Consider the following 20195-nt stretch of genomic DNA (forward strand, 5'->3'; position numbering starts at 1 on the left):
CGGAGAAACAAATAAAATGGCCGTTCCAAAGAGAAAAACCTCGCGCATGAAGCGCGGTTTTCGCCGTTCCACGGACGCCCTCAAGCAGCCGACTTACGTCGAGGACAAAGATTCGGGCGAATTGCGCCGCCCGCATCACGTTGACCTGAAGACCGGCATGTACCGGGGCCGTCAGATCATGACCCCGAAAGAAGACGCATAACAGCGTTTTTCTAAGGGCGGATCGCCGCTCGGCAAACCAGGATTGAGGCTGGCACTGTTTCGACAGGCCGGCCTTTTTCTTTTGGCTTGAAATCGCCGGGATGTTGGTGTCAGGTCGGGTCCATTCCGCCCGGACAGGGCCAGACTTACCGGGAGTCGCATCAATGCGCCTGTTTTCTGCCATTCCTTTCACCTTGTTCAGTTTGCTGATTTACAACGGCTTTGCCTTCACCGTCGGAGCTGCGGATCCAGGCTTCTGGTCGCAACCGATCATCACTATCGCCATGGTTTCAGGCGCAACCTTCCAGCTACTCGCCAGCGACCTCCTAATTACGATTGGCCTCTTTTTCCTGTTCATCGAAATTCTGAAGGCAACGCGCATAGGCACCACGGCCCTGCTCGACCACATGTTTTCAGTGCTCGTATTCGTTGCTTATCTGGTCGAATTTCTCGTGCTGCAACAAGCAGCAACATCCCTGTTCTTCATATTGATGGCGATCTCCCTGATTGACGTAATCGCAGGGTTCTCGATCTCCATCACCGGTGCACGCCGGGATGTTTCCTTCGGTCATGACGGCATGCACTGATGAATGCGTGCCAAGGCACGCACTCGAATTTAGTCTGATCGAGTAAGAACAGGAACTGGGCCGGCAGCCTCAGCCAGGGTGATCCCGGCAAAGCCGTCAATCGTCCTCGTCGTCTTCGACAATCGCATGTTTTTGAATGAGGGGCAGCTGCGAGAGCGTGAAAAGCAATGTGATCGGCATAATGCCGAACACCTTGAAGTTGACCCAGAAGTCGGTTGAAAAATTGCGCCAAACGATCTCATTGATCGCCGCCAGCACAAAGAAGAAAATGCCCCAGCGCAGCGTCAGCTTGCGCCAGCCTTCATCGGTAAGTTTGAAAGCACTGTCAAAGACATATCCAAGCAGCGCTTTTCCGAATACCAACCCCAAGAGCAGAATGGAACCGAACAGGCTATTAACGATGGTCGGCTTGAGTTTGATGAAAAGCTCGTCATGCAGCCAAAGGGTCAGAGCTCCAAACACAAGCACGACAACGCCCGACACCAGTGGCATGATCGGCAAACGCCTGGTGAGCCAGAGCGAGACTGTCAGCGAAATCGAGATGGCAACCATGAAGGCAGCTGTCGCCAGAAAAATCGGCTCGCCAATCGCCTGAAGCACAGGAAATGAAGCTGCCAGTTGTTCGCCTCGAGCGTTGAACAGGAAAAACACGCCGAGCGGGCCGAGTTCCAGTGCCAGCTTCAAAAGCGGCGACAATTCCTTCCGCGTCGGATCGTTCGGAGCGTGTTCAAGTTCCATATTGCCTCTTCTCCACTAGGGACTTCATCGGGACATAGGGTCTAGGAACCGATGTGGTCAAGGCTCTCCACCCGAATAAAGAAAGCTTGTCAAATGTGGTGAATTGATTGGCACCGGACTTGGTCACGACACTATCGTCCCACAACAATGAAAAAATGCACTCACATTGCAAATAATCTTCGATATTCGAAAATATACTTGCAGAGTATAAGTTGACCATCATAGTTGTGAGTATGATTCCATTATTTATTTAATAGCTATCTGCCTATTGCCTTGGCTCTTATTGATCCCAGTACATTTTTTCCGCTGGAAAACAAGTTTGATACTGTGCATCGCACTTTTGTGTGGGTTTCTAGTACTTGGGCAGCTGAGTCCAAGGTATTCAGGGACCCGTCTATTCTGTCTAATTTGTTTCCTGTCAGTCACTTTAGGATTTGGCTGCACAAGTGCATTTATCGGCGTATCAAATGTCTTTTTGATGTTTAGCAAGAAAAAAAGGACGCTTGCCAAAGATAAATGGACATTGCGTTGGTGGGGAAAACTTGCTGTAGCTTTTTGGATATCCGCCTGTTTCGTATTTCTTGGATTTGTATCTCTCTCTTGGTCGACACAAAATTATGAGCATGCATTGGCCTTACACTCGGCTGTTGGACTGTGTGGCTTGTTGCTTGTTGGCCTTTGGTGGTGGTGGGCTTGGAAACGTCGGGCTTCGTTTAGGTTTTTGCGCCAGATGTGCTTGGGTGGTGGTGTCTCATTAGTTTTGCTGACTGCTTACAGCTGGTTCTTTTATCCACAACTCGTGATCGGGCAGGCAGAAATTGCAACTAGAATGTCACAGTTTTGTTTTTTTTCGCCCGGGTCGCGAAAATTCATCTTTTCCAAGAGGGCATTCACATTTCTGACTTCGCCAAAGCGTTTAAGCAGCGGCCATTTCTTTCTCTATTCCCAAGGGGCTGCCTGGGAATGGAGTTACCACGAACGCGCGTTTGTTCCCGAGATCAGTATAAGCAAGGGCAAGAATTACGATAATTGTATTGAGAAAAATAGATTTGGAATGAAACAAAACTAAGAGTTCAAACTGAATGATTCAAAAATAGGCAGTGGCTATCACGGACTAAACAGCCGCAGTAATGGCATCCCCGATTGATGTGAACTCCTAAAGTCAGATTGCAATGAATGAGTGGGCTTCGCAGCAAATTGAGGTGCTTGGGATGCACTCATCTGCTATCGCTTGGGAAGTGATTCTGAGATCAACCGCACAGGTAACCGCACATGCGTCTGTTTTTGATCTTGTGCCTTTTGCTATTGTCCTTCCCGGCGGCAGCGGCAAAGGTTGCCGTCAATTGGACAGATCTGCCCGACCCCGGCTCAACCATCTTTGAAGACCCCTTCGCGGCCTTGAGCATTGCGGAACTTCGATCTCTTGGGACTGTACTGCGGCTGCGCAGCGAGCTTGAACAAACGACCCTTTCCGCAAATTCTGCTGCACAGACGAGAGAAAGACTTCAGCGCGAGGAAGCCAAACTTGCCGCATCCGGGGTACACACGGACCGGTTATTGTCGCAACGCCACGAGATCGGAAAAAAGCGTGCAAAGGCGGCTCTTGCCGGCAATCCTGATCTTGATGGCAAGGAGGTTGTCATTTCCGGCTATGCCATTCCGGTTTTCGCACCTGGAACCAAAACGGTCACCGGAGGCTATCTTGTTCCGGAAGCCGGCATGTGCAGCCACATGCCTGCACCCGACCCCAATCAGATGATCCGCTATCAGATTGAGGAAGGCTTGAATGCCGAAGAAATCTATCAACCCGTGCAGTTGGTTGGCCGTTTGTCGTTGCGAACCACACGCCAGGAAATCACCTTGCTGGATGGCCAGGTGGACATGATTGCCGCGTTCGACATGGACGTTTCCGAAATTCGCGACCTGGATCGGCCAGAAAGATCGTCGGGCAACCGTTTCTTGAATTTTTTCACCGGACGCAAAGTGACGCCGCATCAATAACTGCGGCAAAGAAAAAGGCGCGATAAAAGCGCCTTTTTCGTCATTAGGGCGTTCATCTGCTACCGGTCAACGAGCCATGGACCGGACTTTCAACGCTGTTCCTCATGCTGATGCCACATGTCAGCGGCCACTTCCCAGCCTTGGTCGCCGGGTCGCAGGACATAGAGGAAAGTGCCCGTCGCATCCATGCCGGCGCTTTCAATCTTGGCATCGACCGATCCGATCATTACCGCAAGCGTTCCATCGTCAGACACAAAAAGCGTATCGATCGAATGACTGACGTCACCCTTGTTCGACGTAACGAACTCGAACAGCTTCCTGGGTTCTTCCAATCCTTTGACTGCAGGTTTTCCGGGCGCAATCCAGACTGTGTCGTCCGCGTAGAGCGACAGGATACCGGCTGCATCGTGGTTGGAGGCAGCTTCGTTAAAACGATCATTGAGGCCTTTCAGCGCTGCGATTGCGCCCTCCTGATCCGCCGACACGGCTAATGGTGCAACGGAGAGCACTAAAGCAATCGAAAAGCCTATAGTTCTCGATTTGAAACTCATCTGATTAGTCCTGATTTTCTTGAAATGCAGATGCCCGACCCGTGAGCAGCCGGGCCCCTTCGAACCTGTTGGCCTAGGAAACAGGCCTTGTAACAATCACTTCGCGCGTGATTTGCCAGCGGTCGTCCTGATTGACCAAATCAATACCGAGCGTGATCTGCTGATCTGGCCCGGTCAGTTCGTTGCGCCTGGAAAGCAGAACATGTGCCGTGTCACCATTGACGGAGACATGATGAAACTTGGCCCAGGTTCCTATTGCACCGTTGTTCTGTTCAAGCGTCGTCGTGACGGTTTCGGTCATTTGCTGCTTGTCCAGGACAATGGCTTTATCTTCCGGGCTCAGCATGATGACGGTCATGTCGTCATGATAGGTTTCATTTAGGATCGAAGCCGTGTTCGCCGAAACATTTTCGATCAGCCGCTCAATCACCGCTCTCACTGCCGTTGCCTGGTCGTCAGTTCTGGACATGATGTGTTCCTCGGATCGGGTAGTTGTTTTCCGGGTTTTTGATGAAATTCAGCCCCATCAACAGTGAGGAAAGGGCAGGCCTGGCAAATGGTGCATTGGAAATATCAGTGACCTGCAGCTTGCCTGCATCATTGATCACAAAGAGCCCGGGCTCAGCAAAAGGCCGGTCGGTTTCTTCCGCAGAACGAGGGTCAGAAACGTAAAGTCCGAGCTGGCGCATCTGGTCGACGGTCAATTCGATGCCAACAGGAAAATCAGCTCCGGCTTCGGCGATCTGGGCCTGCGCGCGGTTTTCAGGGTCTGCAGAAACGGCAACGACATCTACTCCGATCTTGTTCAGGTCGGGAAGAATGGCGTTAAGCTCAGATAAATAGCGGGTACAGATAGGACAGTGCTTGCCGCGGTAGACCACAACCAGTTGCCAACCACGGCCGGTTCCGGGCTTGCCGAGTGTCAACTCACCGCCACCCAGTCTGGGTACCGTGATTTGCGGGAAAGTATCCCCTACAAGAGGCTTTGGATTTGCCATCGGGTGCTCCTTGAGATATATAATGATCGATACATAAATATACAAAATATACGCAAGTCAAGGATTATATATTGAACGATACAAAAAAAATGGGTCGCCCGCGCACCTTTGACAGTCGCGAGGCGCTAATGGCGGCGATGAATGTGTTCTGGGCAAAGGGCTATGACGGCGCTTCGCTGAAAGACCTGACAGGTGCGATGGGGATCAGCGGACCAAGCATGTATGCCGCCTTTGGCGACAAACGGGAACTTTTTCTGAAGACCATTGACCTTTACGGCGATGTCGATGGCTGCGCACCGGTTGTTGCCTTTGAGGCCGAGCCGGACATAGAGCGGGCCGTCAAGGGGTTCCTGGAACAGGTGATCATCTACGCCACCGCGCATGAAAGCGGCGCAAAAGGCTGTTTTCTGGCATCAAGCGTTTCAGCCAGCATTGGTGAAGTCGAGGGCGTTTCAGAACGAGTTGAAAAAGCTATTGACGACACGGACAAACGATTGGCAGCCCGCTTTGACCTGGAAAAGGAAAAAGGCGTGTTGCCGCCGGATTTCCCGTCCCTGGAGCGCGCGCGTTTCCTGTATGACATTCGGCAGGGATACATGTTCCGGGGCCGCGCAGGCTGGACAGCGGACGCCATGCGCAAGGACATAGACCATCGCGTCAAGATGATCCTTACCACTCCTTCTTCCGGGTGACCCCCGAAACAATAAAAAAGGCGCCAATGGCGCCTTCTTAGAACTCTGATTGGCAGATTGATCAGCCGTTGGCGATATACTGGCCACCATTGATGGTCATGACGGCACCTGTCATGAATGCCGCGGAATCCGACGCCAGATAGACAACGGTCTGTGCGATTTCCTCCGGATGGCCAAGACGCCCGACCGGGATACCGGCGACGATGCTTTCAAGAACCTTTTCCGGCATTGCGGCGACCATATCGGTGTTGATGTAACCCGGGCAGACACAGTTGACAGTGATGCCTTTGAAGGCATTTTCCTGCGCAAGCGCCTTGGTGAAGCCGATCACCCCCGCCTTTGCTGCGGAATAGTTGGTCTGGCCCATCTGGCCCTTCTGGCCGTTGATGGACGAAATGTTGATGATGCGCCCCGACCCGCGTCCGCGCATGCCGTTGATCACCGGCTTGGTCATCGTGAACATGGAGTCCAGATTGGTGGAGAGCACTGCCCGCCACTGATCGAAGTCCATCTTGTGGAACATGCCGTCGCGGGTGATGCCCGCATTGTTGACCAAAACCTCGACCGGTCCCAGCTCCTCTTCAACCTTTGCAATGCCCGCAGCGCAGGCGTCAGGATCGGAGACGTCCCATTTGAAGACGTGAATACCGGTTTCTGCCTTGAAGGCTTCGGCCTTTTCGGTATTGCCGGCATAAGTGGCCGCCACCGTATAGCCTGCGTCCTTAAGACCACGCGAAATGGATTCGCCGATGCCACGCGTTCCACCAGTGACCAATGCGACCTTGCTCATTCCCCTTCCTCCTGAATTCCGGTTTCGGACCCTTAGGGCCTCGAGGTTTTTGAAGTCTCAGTTTTTTAAGCCATGGCCGGACTGAGCCGGCCATGATCCAAATCATTTGAGCGCTTAGCGCTCCAGACACATGGCAACGCCCATTCCGCCGCCGATACACAGCGTTGCAAGGCCCTTTTTGGCGTCGCGACGGTTCATTTCGTGGATCAACGTACACAGGATGCGAGCGCCGGATGCGCCAATCGGGTGACCGATCGCAATTGCGCCACCGTTGACATTGACGATGTCCGGGTTCCAGCCCATGTCCTTGTTGACGGCACATGCCTGAGCTGCGAAGGCCTCGTTGGCCTCGACCAGATCGAGATCAGCTGCACTCCAGCCTGCCTTTTCCAGAGCCTTGCGCGACGAGGGGATCGGACCGGATCCCATGATCGCCGGATCAACGCCTGCTGTTGCCCAGGACGCAATCCGCACCAAAGGTGTCAGGCCACGCTTTTCGGCTTCTGCTGCACTCATCACCAGAAGCGCGGCCGCACCATCATTGATTCCGGAGGCATTGGCGGCTGTCACAGACCCTTCCTTGCTAAAGGCAGGACGAAGCTTTGCAACGCTTTCAAGGGTCGCTCCATGCCGGATATATTCGTCATCCTCAACGACACGCTCTGACCTGCGCTCCTTAACGGTGACCGGTGTGATCTCGTCCTTGAATTTTCCGGCCTTTTGAGCTGCTTCCGCCTTGTTCTGGGAAGCGACCGCAAATTCATCCTGCTGTTCGCGGTTGATCTGCCACTTCTCGGCAACGTTCTCGGCGGTTTGACCCATGTGGTAACCATTGAAAGCGTCCCACAAGCCGTCCTTGATCATTGTATCGATCATCTTGTAGTCGCCCATCTTGTAACCGTTGCGCATATGTGCCGCATGCGGAGACAAGGACATGTTTTCCTGACCACCTGCCATCATGATGGATGCGTCGCCTGTCTGGATCTGCTGTGCCGCAATGGCGACCGTCCGCAGGCCGGAACCGCAAACCTGATTGAGGGTCCAGGCGGTCGAACTGTCGGCGATACCTGCGTTGATCGCTGCCTGACGCGCAGGGTTCTGGCCTTGAGCCGCTGTCAACACCTGACCGAAAACCACCTCGTCGATGTCAGCGCCGTCGACGCCGGCCTGTTCCATCGCTGCTTTCATAACAATGGTACCAAGATCATGTGCCGGCACATTGGCAAAAGCACCGTTGAACGACCCGACAGGGGTGCGGGTCGCGCTAACAATGACAACATCGGTGGAAGCGCTCATCATACTCTCCAGGACTTGAGGCCGGACGGCCATAGAATGCTGGTACCGTTAGGGCACCTTTGTTCCTTATCGATCAGGCGACTAGAAACTGCACCGGCATGCGTGTCAACCGTGACTCTCCGTATGCGCGGCCTGATTTCGCATTTGCGGCATTATCCTTTCGTCGGCGCACATAAAAAGAGTGGCACGATCCGCTACGATTGGCTTAGTCTCTTAGTTGGAGGAGATGACGCGTCTGCGAAGACGGCGCCATCAAATGCGAAACGAGGCGGGAGTAAATCCCGTTCCAGCCGTAAGGCAGATAGGCGGAAGTGACGGATGGCCAAAACCAGCGAGCCAACAATCATCAAGAAATACGCCAACCGGCGGCTCTATAACACGGGCACCAGCACCTATGTCACCCTTGAGGATCTGGCGGTGATGGTGAAGGGGGAAGAGGACTTTGTCGTCTATGACGCAAAGAGCGGTGAAGATATCACGCGGTCTGTACTGACCCAGATTATCTTCGAACAGGAAGGCAAGGGCCAGAACCTGCTTCCCGTGACGTTCCTCAGACAGCTGATCCGCTTTTACGGCGACAGCATGCAGGGTCTCGTGCCGAGTTTTCTTGAATATTCGATGACATCCTTGACCAAGGAACAGGAAAAACTGCGGTCTCAGATGAGCGATGCTTTTGGAGCCACAGCCTTCGACGCGATCGAGGACCAGGTCAAACGCAACACGGAAATGTTCGAACGGGCGATGAAAATGTTCATGCCGTTCCCGACGGGCGAGGCTGGAGCCTCACCGGAAGCGCAGGCAGCTGCCGGTGCTACCAAAACCGAGAAAGCAGAAACGGCGGATCTCGATGATATGAAGCGTCAGCTTGAGGAAATGCAGAAAAAGATCAACAAGCTTTCCGACAAGCCCTGATCTTTGACGGCACCCGCGCTCGCCGGAATTCTGCATCTGTCTGACCTTCCGCAACCGCATGATCAGATTTCCGACTGGTATCAAGCTGGTTGGCCGCACTGGTATGGACCAGGCGGCACGGGCGACGCGAGACAAGACCTGAAGGCCTGCCTGGAAGCACCTGACACCTTGCCGCAATGCCTGGTGGCGGTGGACCGAGCCTCGACACCTGTTGGAACGGTATCGCTCAGATCGACCTCTCCTGGATCCAACCTCTACCCCGGCGCCTGGCTGACGGCATTGCTTGTGCCAGAAGATCTGCGCCGAAATGGCATCGGGACCGCACTGGTTGCAGCTGCCGAAAACGAGGCGGCGCAACTTGGATTTGATCGGATCCATGCAACGACGGGATCGGCAATGACCATTCTAAAGAACAGGCGCTGGGAGCAGGTTGATCAGGTGGAAACGGCCAGCGGAAAACTGGCCATATTCCGAAAAGACGTCCCAGCCCGTTGAACCGGGTCAGCCGCAGTCCGCAACAAGACCGGCAGCAGCAATACCGGCAACTGCGCAAGCTTCGTCATTGTCAGACGTGTCGCCGGTAATCCCGACCGCGCCAAGGGTCTCTCCATCATCGCCTTTGATCAGAACACCACCGGGAACAGGCACAATCGCCCCGCCGGAAACGCCGTTCAACGCATTGACGAAATGGGGCCGCGACTCCGCGTTTGCGTTTAACCAACGTGTACCGGTCCCGACAGCCAATGCTCCAATGGCTTTTCCGGTTGCGATCTGGGGGCGCATGATGGATGAGCCGTCCTGGCGTTTCACCAGAACCGCATGACCGCCAGCGTCCAGGACCGCGACGGTAAGGGGCTTGAGATTGAGCTCAACTGCTTTTTCCAATGCGGCGGAAGTGATTGCCTCTGCCGTTGAAAGTGTCATTCCAAGAGTCATTGTTTACCGCCTGTCTGGTCTGTTGGCCGGTTGGCACCTTACCTTGCTTGCGCCACTGCATTGACGAAACCCGCTGCTGTGGGTTTGCGCAATCAACCGCTTCTCCTTAAGGTGCAGCCCGCGATTTGGATTTGCTAGCAAATCGAACCGGTGCCGAATAGGTGGGAAAGTCGGGAAACAGTTGCGGCAATTCGGAATAAATAGACGTTTCGGGCAGGAGATTTTCAGTGAAGCGTGATTTTCAGGCGCCGGGCCGGTCACCGGTTTTTGCGCGCGAAGCAGCTGCGGCAACATCGCATCCTCTGGCAACAAGCGCTGCGCTTGAAATCCTGCAGGATGGGGGCAACGCGGTGGATGCAGCTATCGCTGCTGTGGCCGTGCAGTGCGTCGTCGAACCGCATATGACGGGTATTGGCGGAGACTGCTTCGCAATCGTTACCGAACCCGATGGACGGCTCACCGGCTTCAATGGCTCGGGCGCGGCACCGCGCGCGGCAACACCTGAAAAACTGGCCGAACTGGGTGTTGAAGACATCACGGACACCTCGGCCCACGCGGTCACGGTTCCAGGTGCCGTTCGCGCCTGGGAAACGTTGCACAAGGCGCACGGTTCCACCGAATTTGGCAAGCTGTTCAAGCGCGCCATTCAGTATGCACGCGACGGATTTCCCATTGCGCCACGTGTCGCCAACGACTGGGCCAACAACGTTGATAAGTTGGCCTCGGATCCGGTGTCGGCAGCGCGGTACCTCATTGACGGCAACGCTCCTGCCATTGGGACGATCCTCAAATACCCGCATCTTGCTGCAACACTGGAAGCCATCGCCGAAGGTGGCGCAGATGCGTTTTATTCCGGCCCAATCGCGAGCGATATCGTCGACGCCCTGCAAAGCCGTGGCGGCTTGATGACGGAGGACGACCTTGCTGCTTGTCATACGACAGCAGTCTCTCCCGTTCTGAGAGACTATAAGGGGCATACAGTTGCGGAACTGCCACCCAACGGCCAAGGCATTATTGCCCTGGTGATGCTTGGGATCTTGGAAAAATTCGACTTAGAAAACCTGGATCCGATGGGGCCGGAAAGGTTCCACCTGCAAATGGAAGCAACACGGCTTGCCTACGCAGTCCGCGACAGGTTTGTCACTGATCCCGGCTATATGGACGTTTGCCATTCCGGATTGATTGCATCGGATTATCTCGACCGGCTTGCCAGCGAAGTGTCAGTCAGCAAGCGCATGGCCTCTGTGCCCCAATCGTCACTGAACCCGCAGACCGATACAGTTTATCTGTCCGTTGTCGACAAGGATGGACTGGCTGTTTCCTTTATCAACTCCCTGTTTTCGGATTTCGGCTCGGGGATCGTTGCACAGGACAGCGGCGTGCTTCTGCATTGCCGTGGCCGTGCGTTCAAGGCGCAGGCAGGTCACGCAAATTCCATCGACGGCGGCAAGCGGCCGCTCCACACGATCATTCCGGCAATGGTGCTCAAAGACGGTAATCCATGGCTATCCTTCGGTGTGATGGGTGGCCAGTACCAGGCCTGCGGACATGCCCACCTTTTGACCAACATCATCGACTATGGAATGGACGTACAGGCTGCGATCGATTTCCCACGCATGTTCATGGATCTGGATACGCACGAACTTCAGGCAGAGAAGCTGATCCCGCCATCAACACTGGATGGTCTCAGAACTCTTGGTCATCAGGTGGTGCCGGCAAAGGGAGCCATTGGCGGCAGTCAGGCCATCATGATCGACAAGGCGCGAGGGTTGTTGACGGCCGGATCTGACCCACGCAAAGACGGTCACGCGGCAGGCTATTGACGAATTGCCCGGCGCTTCCGGGCACCCTCACTTTGTCCTTGCGATAGAGTACGCCTGCGTGTTGATTGCGTCCGGACGCGCCTTCAAATCAAGAGGACTGGCATGCCTTCAGTATCGAGGCGAGAATTGCTGCTGGGCAGCGCGGGCGCAGTTTCAGCTTTTGCCGCAGGGGGCCTTGCGGCTAAAGGCTTTGCGGCTACGGAACCCGCAGAGCATTTTCTGAAACTGTCCAATCGCGATCATTCCATTTTGCCCGGGACGCTAACGCGCGACATGATGAGCTTCCTTCCTGATGCGCCGCCGCCGGTGCTGCGCGTGAGGCAGGGGCAAAAGGTGGCAATCAATGTCATCAACGCCCTGGATGAGCCGACCGTCGTTCATTGGCACGGACTAAGAATTCCCAATCGGATGGACGGCGTGCCTTATCTGACCCAGTATCCGATCGAAACAGGTCAGTCCTTCCGGTACGAGTTCACACCGCCGGATGCAGGGACCTTCTGGTATCACCCGCATTGCAACACGCTTGAACAGATTGCACGTGGCCTGACCGGACTCATGGTGGTCGAAGAACCGGAAGAAATTGGCTTCGACCAAGACCTGCCGTTGAACATCCGGGATTTTCGCCTCGGCGGTGACGGTCAGTTCATAGCCTTCACAAAACCCCGTAATGCTGCGCGCGGCGGCACGCTCGGAACGGTGTCGACCGTCAATTGGCAAAAGGAACCGGTATGCGATCTTCAGGCAGGAAGCCTTGTCCGCCTGAGACTGGCCATCACGGACCTGACCCGCGTCGGCACCTACGAGCTTGAAGGCGGTCAGGCCAGGGTCATCGCGCTCGATTCTCATCCCTTGCCCAAAGCCATGCCGGCGAAAGACCTGGTTCTGTCGCCAGGTCAACGCGCGGATATTGCTTTGAGGGTGCCGGACCGGGAGGAGGAAACGGTAAAACTCTTTCTGCGCCGAGCCAGCGGCGACCGTCTTCTGGCAACATTCAGAGCAAGCGGTCAAAGCGTCCGGCGTGATCTGAAGGAATTGAAGCCGCTTCCGCTCAATCCGGTGCCCGAGCCGGATCTCGCCAATGCTGAAGTGATCGATTTCGTCTTTGGCTGGTCGCCGGAGGGAGATGCCCCGCAAGCCAGCATCTGTGGCTCACTTGGCTATACATTCTGGTCAATCAACCGGATGGCCTGGCCAGGAGACACACCTGGACCGTTCGATCCCTTGGCGACGATGAAGCTTGGCAGGTCCTATGTGATGCGCCTCAGAAACGAATCTCCGAACGCTCATCCGATCCACCTCCACGGAGTGTCCTTTAAACTGCTGCGTTCAAACAAACGCAACCTTCCGCCACTCGTGACCGATACGGCTTTGCTTTTGAAGGATGAAACGATGGAAGTGGCTCTTGTGGCAGATAATCCCGGTGACTGGGCGTTCCATTGTCACGTCATCGAGCACCAGAAAACCGGGCTGGCCGGCTTTCTGAGGATCGAGGCCTGATCAACCGTCGCCAGAACTCATTCAGGCTGACAATGAGATCGTGAAAGAGTGGGATTCGCTGTCTTCAGTAGCCGTTGCGTATTGCGCCAAATGCAGCTGACGCTCCATTTCGCTCTCAACGGACATGTCACGACCCGCCAGAAGCTGGGTTGCATATTCTGCATGCGACCCAGCGTGAAGGTCACGCTGCAACTCTTCTGCGGCCAGGTGAGCCGGCATCAGATCAATATCGGAGAACGTTCCTTCAGACACTGTAAACAGGTCTGAATTGGGCACGAATTCTGCGGAGGGTTTTTGGCGAATTCGCAAGGCGTGAATAGCTGAAACGGGTCTTACTTGCATCTTGTGCTCCGTGGTGGGCCAGTCCGTGGCCAGTCTTTCGGAGGTCCGGGGATTCCGGATCTGTCTTTAAACCTAGCGTAGCTTGCAACAGAAAAATGTGACGCGCGTCACAAATCGGTTGGCAGTGCTGCGGCAACAACAGAAGCGGTCAGCCTGGGTAACGGATCCGAAACTCGTCCGGTTCTTGGGCGAGAACCGGAGAACCAAAAAAGAACCCGGAGCGAAGCTCCGGGCCGAGGCTATCCAGTGGTACTTCTGGAATTCAAAATTTCGAAAAGATCAGCGCTCTGTCTTGAGCAGGTGTCCAGCCCCACGCTGACGTGGCAATGCTGCCATAGCGCGATAGCTGTTCGCTCCTGACAGAGTTTCAGCAGGGCGGGCCTGACGGGTCTGGATGTCGTAATCGCGTGTTGCGATCAGATGGGCCAGAAAGACTGAATTCGGGTAATAGCGTCCATTGAAAACGTCATGATCACGCTCAAGATCCGGCTTGGGCGGCTCCGGCAGATATGAGGCAAAGCTCTTGCCCTGGCGCTCGCTTTCCGTCTCTCCCATTGAGGGACGTTTGCGCCTCACATTGGCACGTCCTGCCGATGCAACCGGGTTCACTCGCACGTATCAACGCCTCTTTGTTTCAAATTGGCACAGCCAGTGCCTTCCTGTCTGAGACCTCGCAATCACCATGCCAATATAGGAAGGCGTTAACCTTTTGTCCGCGGAAAACCGCCAAAATAGGGTCACAAAAGTTAACGAAAGTGTGCGCGACTGGACATTGCGCGGGGAAAACGGGGATATTGCGCGCAACAAGAAATAGAACTTGCCTTTGCAAAACCGGCAAATCCCGTCCCGTTTTCTGAATCTGTCCTGATTTGATCAGGCGTGAGCCATGACCCCGGCTTTGGGACTTGGCAACTCAAAGTCGGAAGCGTCCAGGCGCCCCGTTCTTAGAAGATGCTGTAGGCAGACCGTGATCGACATTGCGTCATCGAGCGCATCATGATGACGTCCGGGCGGGATTGGCAAACCGAAGTACTGTGCAAGTTCTCCGCTCGTCGTCCTGCCGATATCATCCAAGGGCATACCCGCCTTGTTTAAAAGACTTGCCGCGTTCCCAAACCGGTGGGCCGGAATTGGCGGTGCTACGCCTGCGACGTAGCAGCTAACCGCCATCAGAAACATTTCGTCCTTGCCCCAGGACCACAGCGTTGCATCGCCCGCAATTCGGGCCAGGCTCAGATGCGCATCTTCAGGTCTTACTCCTTCGGCATCGATCTGAGCCTGGGTGATACCCGTCAATTCTGTGAAGAACGGATCGGCAACAGTCGGCTTTCCATACCGGTCCGCGGTTTTGATAAATACTCGCTCTGTCTCAAGCACACGGAAGCCCGGCTCAAGAGACAGTTTCACGGCACCAATTTGGGCGACACACGGGTCGGGGTCCAAAGGCCCACACCACATGCGGCCCTTTGCGCCGGGGGCTGTCAGGAACTCGCTGTCAAAGACAATTGTATGCGACATCCGGCCTTCATCGCTTCTTTTCCGGAGAGTGTCTAGCCTAACTGGGCCGGAACAGCGTGGTCACGCAAACTAAATAAAAAGCGCGGCCCGATAAGGCCGCGCTTTAGAGAAATCTTGTTCGTGACTGCCTGGATCAAGCGGTCAGAGCGCCCTGCGCCCTGTCAACCAGAACCTTGAAGGCATCGGGCTGATTGATCGCGAGATCGGACAGAATCTTGCGGTCAACTTCAACACCAGCCTTGTTCAGACCGTCGATAAACCGGCCATAGGTCAGGCCGTGCTGACGGGTTGCCGCATTGATGCGCTGGATCCAGAGCGAACGGAAATTCCGTTTTTTGGCCTTGCGGTCGCGATAAGCGTACTGGCCAGCCTTCTCGACGGCCTGCTTGGCAACACGGATGGTGCTCTTGCGACGGCCGTAATAACCTTTGGCGGCCTTCAGAACTTTTTTATGACGAGCGTGGGCGGTTACGCCCCGTTTGACGCGTGACATTTAGGTGATCTCCTTCGGGGCTGGCGTTATGCGTAGGGCAGGAACTGCTTCACGATCCGTGCATCCTGATCGCTCAACGTGGTGGTGCCACGGGCGTTACGGATGAACTTGTTCGTGCGCTTGATCATGCCATGGCGCTTGCCGGCCTGCGCGGTTTTCACCTTGCCGGTCGCAGTCACTTTAAAGCGCTTTTTGGCGCCTGACTTTGTCTTCAGCTTGGGCATTTTGCATCCTTTCCTTGGTGCGTCCGCTCAAACGGACGCTTCTTTCTTGGTGCATTCAGAGCCGACACGGCATGCCCTTGGTTGTCGATGGAGGCCTGCAAGAGAATGCAGAAAACCAGTCCACGACGAGCCGGACGACTCTGGACCGGGCGCTTATATGGGAGGATCCGCGGAAATGCAACCGGAAACGGGCGTTTCCCGACGCCCTAAAAAGCCCGCACCCGTCGCACTAGCCTGGCGCAACGGGCGTCAAGTGTTCTGATCTTCAAAAGCTGGATAATCTAAGTCCCGGTTCGAAGTCTCTTCTCAAGACCTATACAGCGCGTTTCGCTTCGACCTTGGCCGCTTCCAGCCTGTCGGCAAATGCGTCGGCTGCCGCAATTGCCGTACCCTGCACATGAACGAATTCAACATTTTCTATGCCAAGGAAGTTCAACAGGAACTCCAGATATGGCTGCACGAAGTTTGCCGCGGAAAAAGGCTCGCCCGCCAGGTATCCTTCAGCACCATAGGTACAGACAACAACCGCGCGACGCGTTTTGACCAACCCCTTGAAACCGCCTTCTCCAATGGAAAATGTATGACCGATGCGCGAAATCTGATCGACCCAGGCCTTGAGAGCGGCTGGAATTGAGAAATTGTAGATCGGGACCGCAAGCAAAAGCGTATCTGATGCCTGAATTTCTGCGATCAGGCTGTCCGACAAGGCCGTTGCAGCTTGCAGTTCAAGAGGAAGACCATCCTGTGGGGCATAGAATCCTTCAATGGTTTTCTGGGCGATGAACGGAATAGAACCGTCAGAAACATTTCGGGTAATGACGCTGCATCCCGGATGCTGCGCTCTGAATTCAGCTTCAAAGGCATCTGCCACGGCTGCAGAATGCGACCCTTCCCGGCGGGAACTTGAATTGATGCGAAGCAACTGTGTCATGAACTGACCTCCTTGGTGAATGGCAAGTCGGATTTAATTTCATGCGCCAGTTCAAAAAATACGTCGAAACGCATCGAAGTCGTGCGTAAACTGCACGAATGGAACTTTCAACACTCAAGACAGCACTCCTCGTACGCGACCTTGGCAGCTTTGCTGCCGTTGCCAGACTTCTGGATCTCGACGCTTCAAGCGTGTCGCGCGTCATCGCGCAGCTGGAGCAGGATGTCGGATTTCGGATGTTCCAGCGAAGCACCCGCAGTCTTGCACCAACAAGCGAAGGGGAACTCTATCTGAACCGCATTGCTCCGCTGTTGGAAGAGCTTGAAGCAGCCGGAGACGAAGCCCGAACAACGGCTGTTTCTCCGCGGGGAACCTTGCGCATGACAGTCAGCATTTCCTTTGCTCAGGAATGCTTGCTCCCTGTGCTTCCCGAATTCAAGGACAGGTATCCGGAAATTGACATTGAGCTTCTGGCCTCGGACGCAAACCTCGATCTAAGGGCAGATGGAATTGACCTTGCCGTCCGGTTCGGTTCCATGCCGAAAGGAGACTGGATTGTCAGCAAACTGATGACAACGCGTTACCGGGCAGTTGCTTCGCCGGAGTACATCGAAAGAACGGGCCCAGTCCATCACCCGAACGACCTGTCGGAGCGGGAGTGTATCCGGTTCGCCATTCCGGGCTTTCGAACCTATTGGCAATTTCGGGAGCAAGACGGTGTGGAGGCCTTCGCCGTCCCGATCGGTGGCGCGACCGTCATATCTAACGCCTTGTCGATCAGGTCGGCGGCACGTCTCGGCATGGGCATCGCCCTCATGCCGATCATGCTGATCAGCCGGGACCTGCAAAAAGGCACCCTGATTGACCTTTTTCCGGACTATGCCTGCGCCGCTGCATCCTTTGAAACAGCCGCCTGGCTCGTTTACCCGAGCAGATCTTATCTGCCACAGAAAGTCAGGGTGATGATCGATTTTCTGAAAGAGCATTACGGGCGGCCAGCAGTCTGACCGCCCTGATACCGTGTCAGGCGTTCACATCGACCACAACACGACCCTTCACCTGCCCCTTGAGAATATGGGCTCCCAATTTGGGTAAATCCTCCAGTGTCGCGGGCTGGATCATTGCCTCGAGCTTATCCATGGGCAGGTCCTTGGCCAGCCTCTCCCAGGCCTTCAGACGTGCGTCATAGGGCTTCATCACGCTGTCGATGCCTAGAAGATTGACACCGCGGAGCAGGAAGGGAACGACGGTTGCCGGCAATGCAGCACCACCGGCCAGACCAACCGCAGCAACGGACGCACCGTATTTCATCTGACCCAGAACCCTTGCAAGCATCGAACCGCCAACCGCATCGATGCAGCCGGCCCAGGTTTCCGATTCCAGAGGACGTTTGACGGTCTCAGCGACATCGTCTCGAGGCACAATGCGGCTGGCACCGAGCGATTTCAGATAGTCCCAGGTGCTTTCGCGCCCTGTAACAGCGGCGACTTCGTAGCCGAGATTGGCCAAAATGGCCGTCGCGACAGATCCAACACCACCTGCGGCTCCCGTCACCAGAACAGGACCGTTTTCAGGCTTCAGGCCATGCTCTTCCAATGCCATCACCGCCAGCATGGCGGTGAAACCGGCTGTTCCGATCGCCATGGCATTCCGGGTGCTCAAACCTTCCGGTAAAGGCACCAGCCATTCGCCCTTCACGCAGGCCTTTTGCGCGTATCCGCCCCACCACGCTTCGCCGACGCGCCAACCGGTCAGCACAACCTTGTCGCCCGGCTTGTACCAATCGTCGTTGGACTCCTCGACCGTGCCTGCGAAATCAATGCCCGGAACATGCGGGTAGTTTCTGACCAGTCCGCCGCCCGGTCCCACGCACAAACCGTCCTTATAGTTCAGGGTCGAATAATCCACCGCAACGGTCACATCGCCAGCAGGCAATTGTGTCAGATCAATTTCCTGAACGGAGGCATTGGTCTTGCCGTCTTCATCCTTGTCGACAATTAGGGCTTTGAACGTCATTTCATCTGGTCCTGTTAAACTGTTGTTTCGGCAATTAACCTGGCCTGCTTGCGCAGGACAAATTTCTGGATCTTACCGGTCGCGGTCTTGGGCAGCTCGGTGAAGACAATCTTCTTGGGTCGCTTGAAGCCGGCCATGTTCTCACGGCAAAAGGCAATCAGGCTTTCCTCCGTTTCCGCGCTGCCATCCCTCAGCTCGACAAAGGCGCAAGGAACCTCGCCCCAGGTTTCATCGGGCAAGGCAACGACGGCGGCCAGCACCACGTCCGGATGCCTGTGCAACACGCCCTCGACTTCGACGGAGGAAATATTCTCTCCGCCTGAGATTATCACATCCTTCAACCTGTCCCGGATCTGGATATAGCCGTTTTGGTGGCGAATGGCAGCATCGCCGGAGTTGAACCGGCCACCGGAAAACCCATCGGCTGTTGCCTCCGGGTTCTTGTAGTAGCCTTTCATTACCGTGTTGCTTCTGATGACAATCTCGCCTTGCGTTTCCCCATCCCAGGGAACAGGCGCTCCGGTGTCGCGGTTGATCACGTCAATCTCTTCCGTCATCGGAAAACCGACACCCTGCCACGATTGCCGCTCAGCCTGTACGTCCGCAGACAATTCGTCCCATTCCTCGCGCCACAAACATTGAGCAACATGTCCATAGGTCTCTGTCAGGCCATAGACTTGCATCACTTCCAGGCCCAACTGCCTTACGCCGGCAAGAACAGATGCTGGAGGCGGTGCACCCGCGGTCATGACCTTGACCTTGTGGCTGATGGCCCTTCGTTGACCTTCTGGCGTGTTTAATAGCATGGAGAGCACAATCGGCGCTCCGCCGAGATGCGTGATCCGGTGTTCGGCAATCAGCCTGAAAACCGCCTCGCCGGTTATCTGGCGGATACAGACAATCGTCCCGGCCATCAGTGTCATGGTCCAGGCGTGACACCAGCCGTTGCAGTGAAACATCGGCACAGAATAAAGATAGACAGGATGGCGCGGCAATTCCCACGCCTGGGGCGTGCCCATGCACATGAGGTATGCGCCGCGATGATGATAGACAACACCTTTGGGTCGCCCTGAGGTTCCCGACGTATAATTGAGGGCAAGTGCGTCCCATTCGTCGTTGGGCCCTTGCCACCGAAAATTCGGATCACCTTCCCGCACCAGCTGGTCATAGGTCAACGACCCGATGCAAGCCCCGCCGGGGCCGTAAGCGTCAACGATATTGACGGCCGGAACGATAGCTTCGTTGAGTTCGAATGCTTTTGTGACGACATCAGAAAAAGCCGTATCGACAAAGACCAGCTTCGCGTCGCTGTGATCCAGGATGTAAGCGACCGTTTCGGGTTCAAGCCTCGTATTGATCGTGTTCAGCACCGCACCTGTCAAAGGCACGGCATAGTGCAGTTCGAACATTTCCGGGGTGTTCGCTGCCATGACGGAAACCGTGTCTCCCGGCCTGATTCCCAACGCGACCAGTTGGGCCGCGACCCTGCAGACACGGTCCTTGACTTCGGACCATGAGTATCGGCGCTCGTTGTAAATGATGGCGGTTCGCTCAGGGAAGATCGCCGCCGTCCTTTCGAGAAAGGAAAGCGGTGACAAGGGCACGTAGTTGGCTGCTTGCCTGGAGAAGGCGTTGTAGTGCTCCTTCAT

Annotated in this window: 25 protein-coding genes; 10 read left to right on the forward strand and 15 right to left on the reverse strand. The window is 55.2% G+C overall.

The annotated features are described in order from the left end of the window. The first annotated feature begins 16 nt into the window (after window positions 1–16). Together rpmF and Q0835_RS19990 are read left to right on the forward strand one after the other, a co-directional pair. Window positions 17–202, forward strand: coding sequence for a 50S ribosomal protein L32 (gene rpmF / locus Q0835_RS19985; RefSeq protein WP_152499348.1), 186 nt, complete (start codon window positions 17–19; stop codon window positions 200–202). Window positions 203–365: 163 nt separating this feature from the next. After that, complete coding sequence (locus Q0835_RS19990; RefSeq protein ID WP_152499347.1) at window positions 366–788, forward strand: hypothetical protein; 423 nt, start codon at window positions 366–368, stop codon at window positions 786–788. A 96-nt stretch (window positions 789–884) separates the two neighbouring features. On the opposite strand, the gene Q0835_RS19995 is transcribed toward Q0835_RS19990, so the two are convergent. After that, on the reverse strand, window positions 885–1526 hold the full coding sequence (locus tag Q0835_RS19995; protein ID WP_298963917.1) for a septation protein A: 642 nt from the start codon (window positions 1524–1526) through the stop codon (window positions 885–887). Window positions 1527–2004: 478 nt separating this feature from the next. On the opposite strand from Q0835_RS19995, the gene Q0835_RS20000 reads away from it, so the two are divergent. Then, window positions 2005–2595, forward strand: a complete 591-nt coding sequence (locus tag Q0835_RS20000; protein ID WP_298817038.1) for a hypothetical protein — start codon at window positions 2005–2007, stop codon at window positions 2593–2595. Window positions 2596–2798: 203 nt separating this feature from the next. After that, the gene (locus tag Q0835_RS20005; protein WP_298817036.1) at window positions 2799–3527 is read left to right on the forward strand and encodes a DUF3299 domain-containing protein; all 729 of its coding nucleotides are present in this window, start codon (window positions 2799–2801) and stop codon (window positions 3525–3527) included. A gap of 89 nt (window positions 3528–3616) precedes the next feature. On the opposite strand, the gene Q0835_RS20010 is transcribed toward Q0835_RS20005, so the two are convergent. The 3 genes from Q0835_RS20010 to Q0835_RS20020 form a co-directional block, all read right to left on the reverse strand. Next, on the reverse strand, window positions 3617–4078 hold the full coding sequence (locus Q0835_RS20010) for a nuclear transport factor 2 family protein (RefSeq protein ID WP_298963919.1): 462 nt from the start codon (window positions 4076–4078) through the stop codon (window positions 3617–3619). A 73-nt stretch (window positions 4079–4151) separates the two neighbouring features. Next, window positions 4152–4547, reverse strand: a complete 396-nt coding sequence (locus tag Q0835_RS20015) for a hypothetical protein (protein ID WP_298817032.1) — start codon at window positions 4545–4547, stop codon at window positions 4152–4154. Further along, window positions 4534–5076, reverse strand: a complete 543-nt coding sequence (locus Q0835_RS20020) for a redoxin domain-containing protein (RefSeq protein WP_298817030.1) — start codon at window positions 5074–5076, stop codon at window positions 4534–4536. The genes Q0835_RS20015 and Q0835_RS20020 overlap by 14 nt, the downstream gene beginning before the upstream one ends. Window positions 5077–5147: 71 nt before the next feature. Between Q0835_RS20020 and Q0835_RS20025 the strand changes: the two genes are divergently transcribed. Further along, window positions 5148–5768, forward strand: a complete 621-nt coding sequence (locus Q0835_RS20025) for a TetR/AcrR family transcriptional regulator (RefSeq protein ID WP_298817028.1) — start codon at window positions 5148–5150, stop codon at window positions 5766–5768. Between the two features lie 61 nt (window positions 5769–5829). Here the strand turns inward: Q0835_RS20025 and phbB are convergent, their stop codons facing one another. After that, window positions 5830–6558 carry an acetoacetyl-CoA reductase gene (gene phbB, locus Q0835_RS20030; RefSeq protein WP_298817026.1) on the reverse strand — a complete coding sequence of 243 codons (729 nt, stop codon included), beginning with the start codon at window positions 6556–6558 and terminating at the stop codon, window positions 5830–5832. A 114-nt stretch (window positions 6559–6672) separates the two neighbouring features. After that, window positions 6673–7854, reverse strand: coding sequence for an acetyl-CoA C-acetyltransferase (locus tag Q0835_RS20035; RefSeq protein WP_298963921.1), 1182 nt, complete (start codon window positions 7852–7854; stop codon window positions 6673–6675). Between the two features lie 318 nt (window positions 7855–8172). Between Q0835_RS20035 and phaR the strand changes: the two genes are divergently transcribed. Both phaR and Q0835_RS20045 read left to right on the forward strand, forming a co-directional pair. After that, the gene (gene phaR, locus Q0835_RS20040) at window positions 8173–8766 is read left to right on the forward strand and encodes a polyhydroxyalkanoate synthesis repressor PhaR (protein WP_298817021.1); all 594 of its coding nucleotides are present in this window, start codon (window positions 8173–8175) and stop codon (window positions 8764–8766) included. Between the two features lie 3 nt (window positions 8767–8769). After that, on the forward strand, window positions 8770–9261 hold the full coding sequence (locus Q0835_RS20045; RefSeq protein ID WP_298963922.1) for a GNAT family N-acetyltransferase: 492 nt from the start codon (window positions 8770–8772) through the stop codon (window positions 9259–9261). A 6-nt stretch (window positions 9262–9267) separates the two neighbouring features. Here the strand turns inward: Q0835_RS20045 and Q0835_RS20050 are convergent, their stop codons facing one another. Then, complete coding sequence (locus Q0835_RS20050) at window positions 9268–9702, reverse strand: heme-binding protein (protein ID WP_298817017.1); 435 nt, start codon at window positions 9700–9702, stop codon at window positions 9268–9270. A gap of 227 nt (window positions 9703–9929) precedes the next feature. On the opposite strand from Q0835_RS20050, the gene ggt reads away from it, so the two are divergent. Beyond that, window positions 9930–11525, forward strand: a complete 1596-nt coding sequence (ggt, locus tag Q0835_RS20055) for a gamma-glutamyltransferase (RefSeq protein ID WP_298963923.1) — start codon at window positions 9930–9932, stop codon at window positions 11523–11525. A gap of 102 nt (window positions 11526–11627) precedes the next feature. Further along, window positions 11628–13022, forward strand: coding sequence for a multicopper oxidase family protein (locus Q0835_RS20060; RefSeq protein WP_298963924.1), 1395 nt, complete (start codon window positions 11628–11630; stop codon window positions 13020–13022). A 21-nt stretch (window positions 13023–13043) separates the two neighbouring features. Here Q0835_RS20060 and Q0835_RS20065 read toward each other — a convergent pair whose 3' ends face one another. From Q0835_RS20065 to Q0835_RS20090, 6 genes are all read right to left on the reverse strand, one after another. After that, window positions 13044–13364: a hypothetical protein gene (locus tag Q0835_RS20065; protein ID WP_298963926.1), complete on the reverse strand. Its 321-nt coding sequence runs from the start codon at window positions 13362–13364 to the stop codon at window positions 13044–13046. Window positions 13365–13643: 279 nt separating this feature from the next. Next, window positions 13644–13979, reverse strand: coding sequence for a hypothetical protein (locus Q0835_RS20070; RefSeq protein WP_298963928.1), 336 nt, complete (start codon window positions 13977–13979; stop codon window positions 13644–13646). Window positions 13980–14237: 258 nt separating this feature from the next. Beyond that, complete coding sequence (locus tag Q0835_RS20075; protein ID WP_298963929.1) at window positions 14238–14882, reverse strand: exonuclease; 645 nt, start codon at window positions 14880–14882, stop codon at window positions 14238–14240. A 133-nt stretch (window positions 14883–15015) separates the two neighbouring features. After that, window positions 15016–15375 (reverse strand): 50S ribosomal protein L20, encoded by a 360-nt coding sequence (gene rplT / locus Q0835_RS20080; protein WP_298817005.1) that lies wholly within the window; start codon window positions 15373–15375, stop codon window positions 15016–15018. A 26-nt stretch (window positions 15376–15401) separates the two neighbouring features. Then, window positions 15402–15599, reverse strand: a complete 198-nt coding sequence (rpmI, locus tag Q0835_RS20085) for a 50S ribosomal protein L35 (protein WP_145345317.1) — start codon at window positions 15597–15599, stop codon at window positions 15402–15404. 313 nt (window positions 15600–15912) lie between these two features. Continuing rightward, window positions 15913–16530, reverse strand: coding sequence for an NAD(P)H-dependent oxidoreductase (locus Q0835_RS20090; protein ID WP_298816996.1), 618 nt, complete (start codon window positions 16528–16530; stop codon window positions 15913–15915). 98 nt (window positions 16531–16628) lie between these two features. Between Q0835_RS20090 and Q0835_RS20095 the strand changes: the two genes are divergently transcribed. Next, window positions 16629–17537 (forward strand): LysR family transcriptional regulator, encoded by a 909-nt coding sequence (locus Q0835_RS20095; RefSeq protein WP_298816994.1) that lies wholly within the window; start codon window positions 16629–16631, stop codon window positions 17535–17537. Between the two features lie 16 nt (window positions 17538–17553). Here the strand turns inward: Q0835_RS20095 and acuI are convergent, their stop codons facing one another. After that, complete coding sequence (acuI, locus tag Q0835_RS20100; protein WP_298816991.1) at window positions 17554–18546, reverse strand: acryloyl-CoA reductase; 993 nt, start codon at window positions 18544–18546, stop codon at window positions 17554–17556. Window positions 18547–18560: 14 nt separating this feature from the next. Then, window positions 18561–20195 carry an acyl-CoA synthetase gene (locus Q0835_RS20105; RefSeq protein ID WP_298816989.1) on the reverse strand — a complete coding sequence of 545 codons (1635 nt, stop codon included), beginning with the start codon at window positions 20193–20195 and terminating at the stop codon, window positions 18561–18563.

Origin of the sequence: uncultured Roseibium sp. (assembly GCF_947499295.1) — a bacterium.
Taxonomy (GTDB): domain Bacteria; phylum Pseudomonadota; class Alphaproteobacteria; order Rhizobiales; family Stappiaceae; genus Roseibium.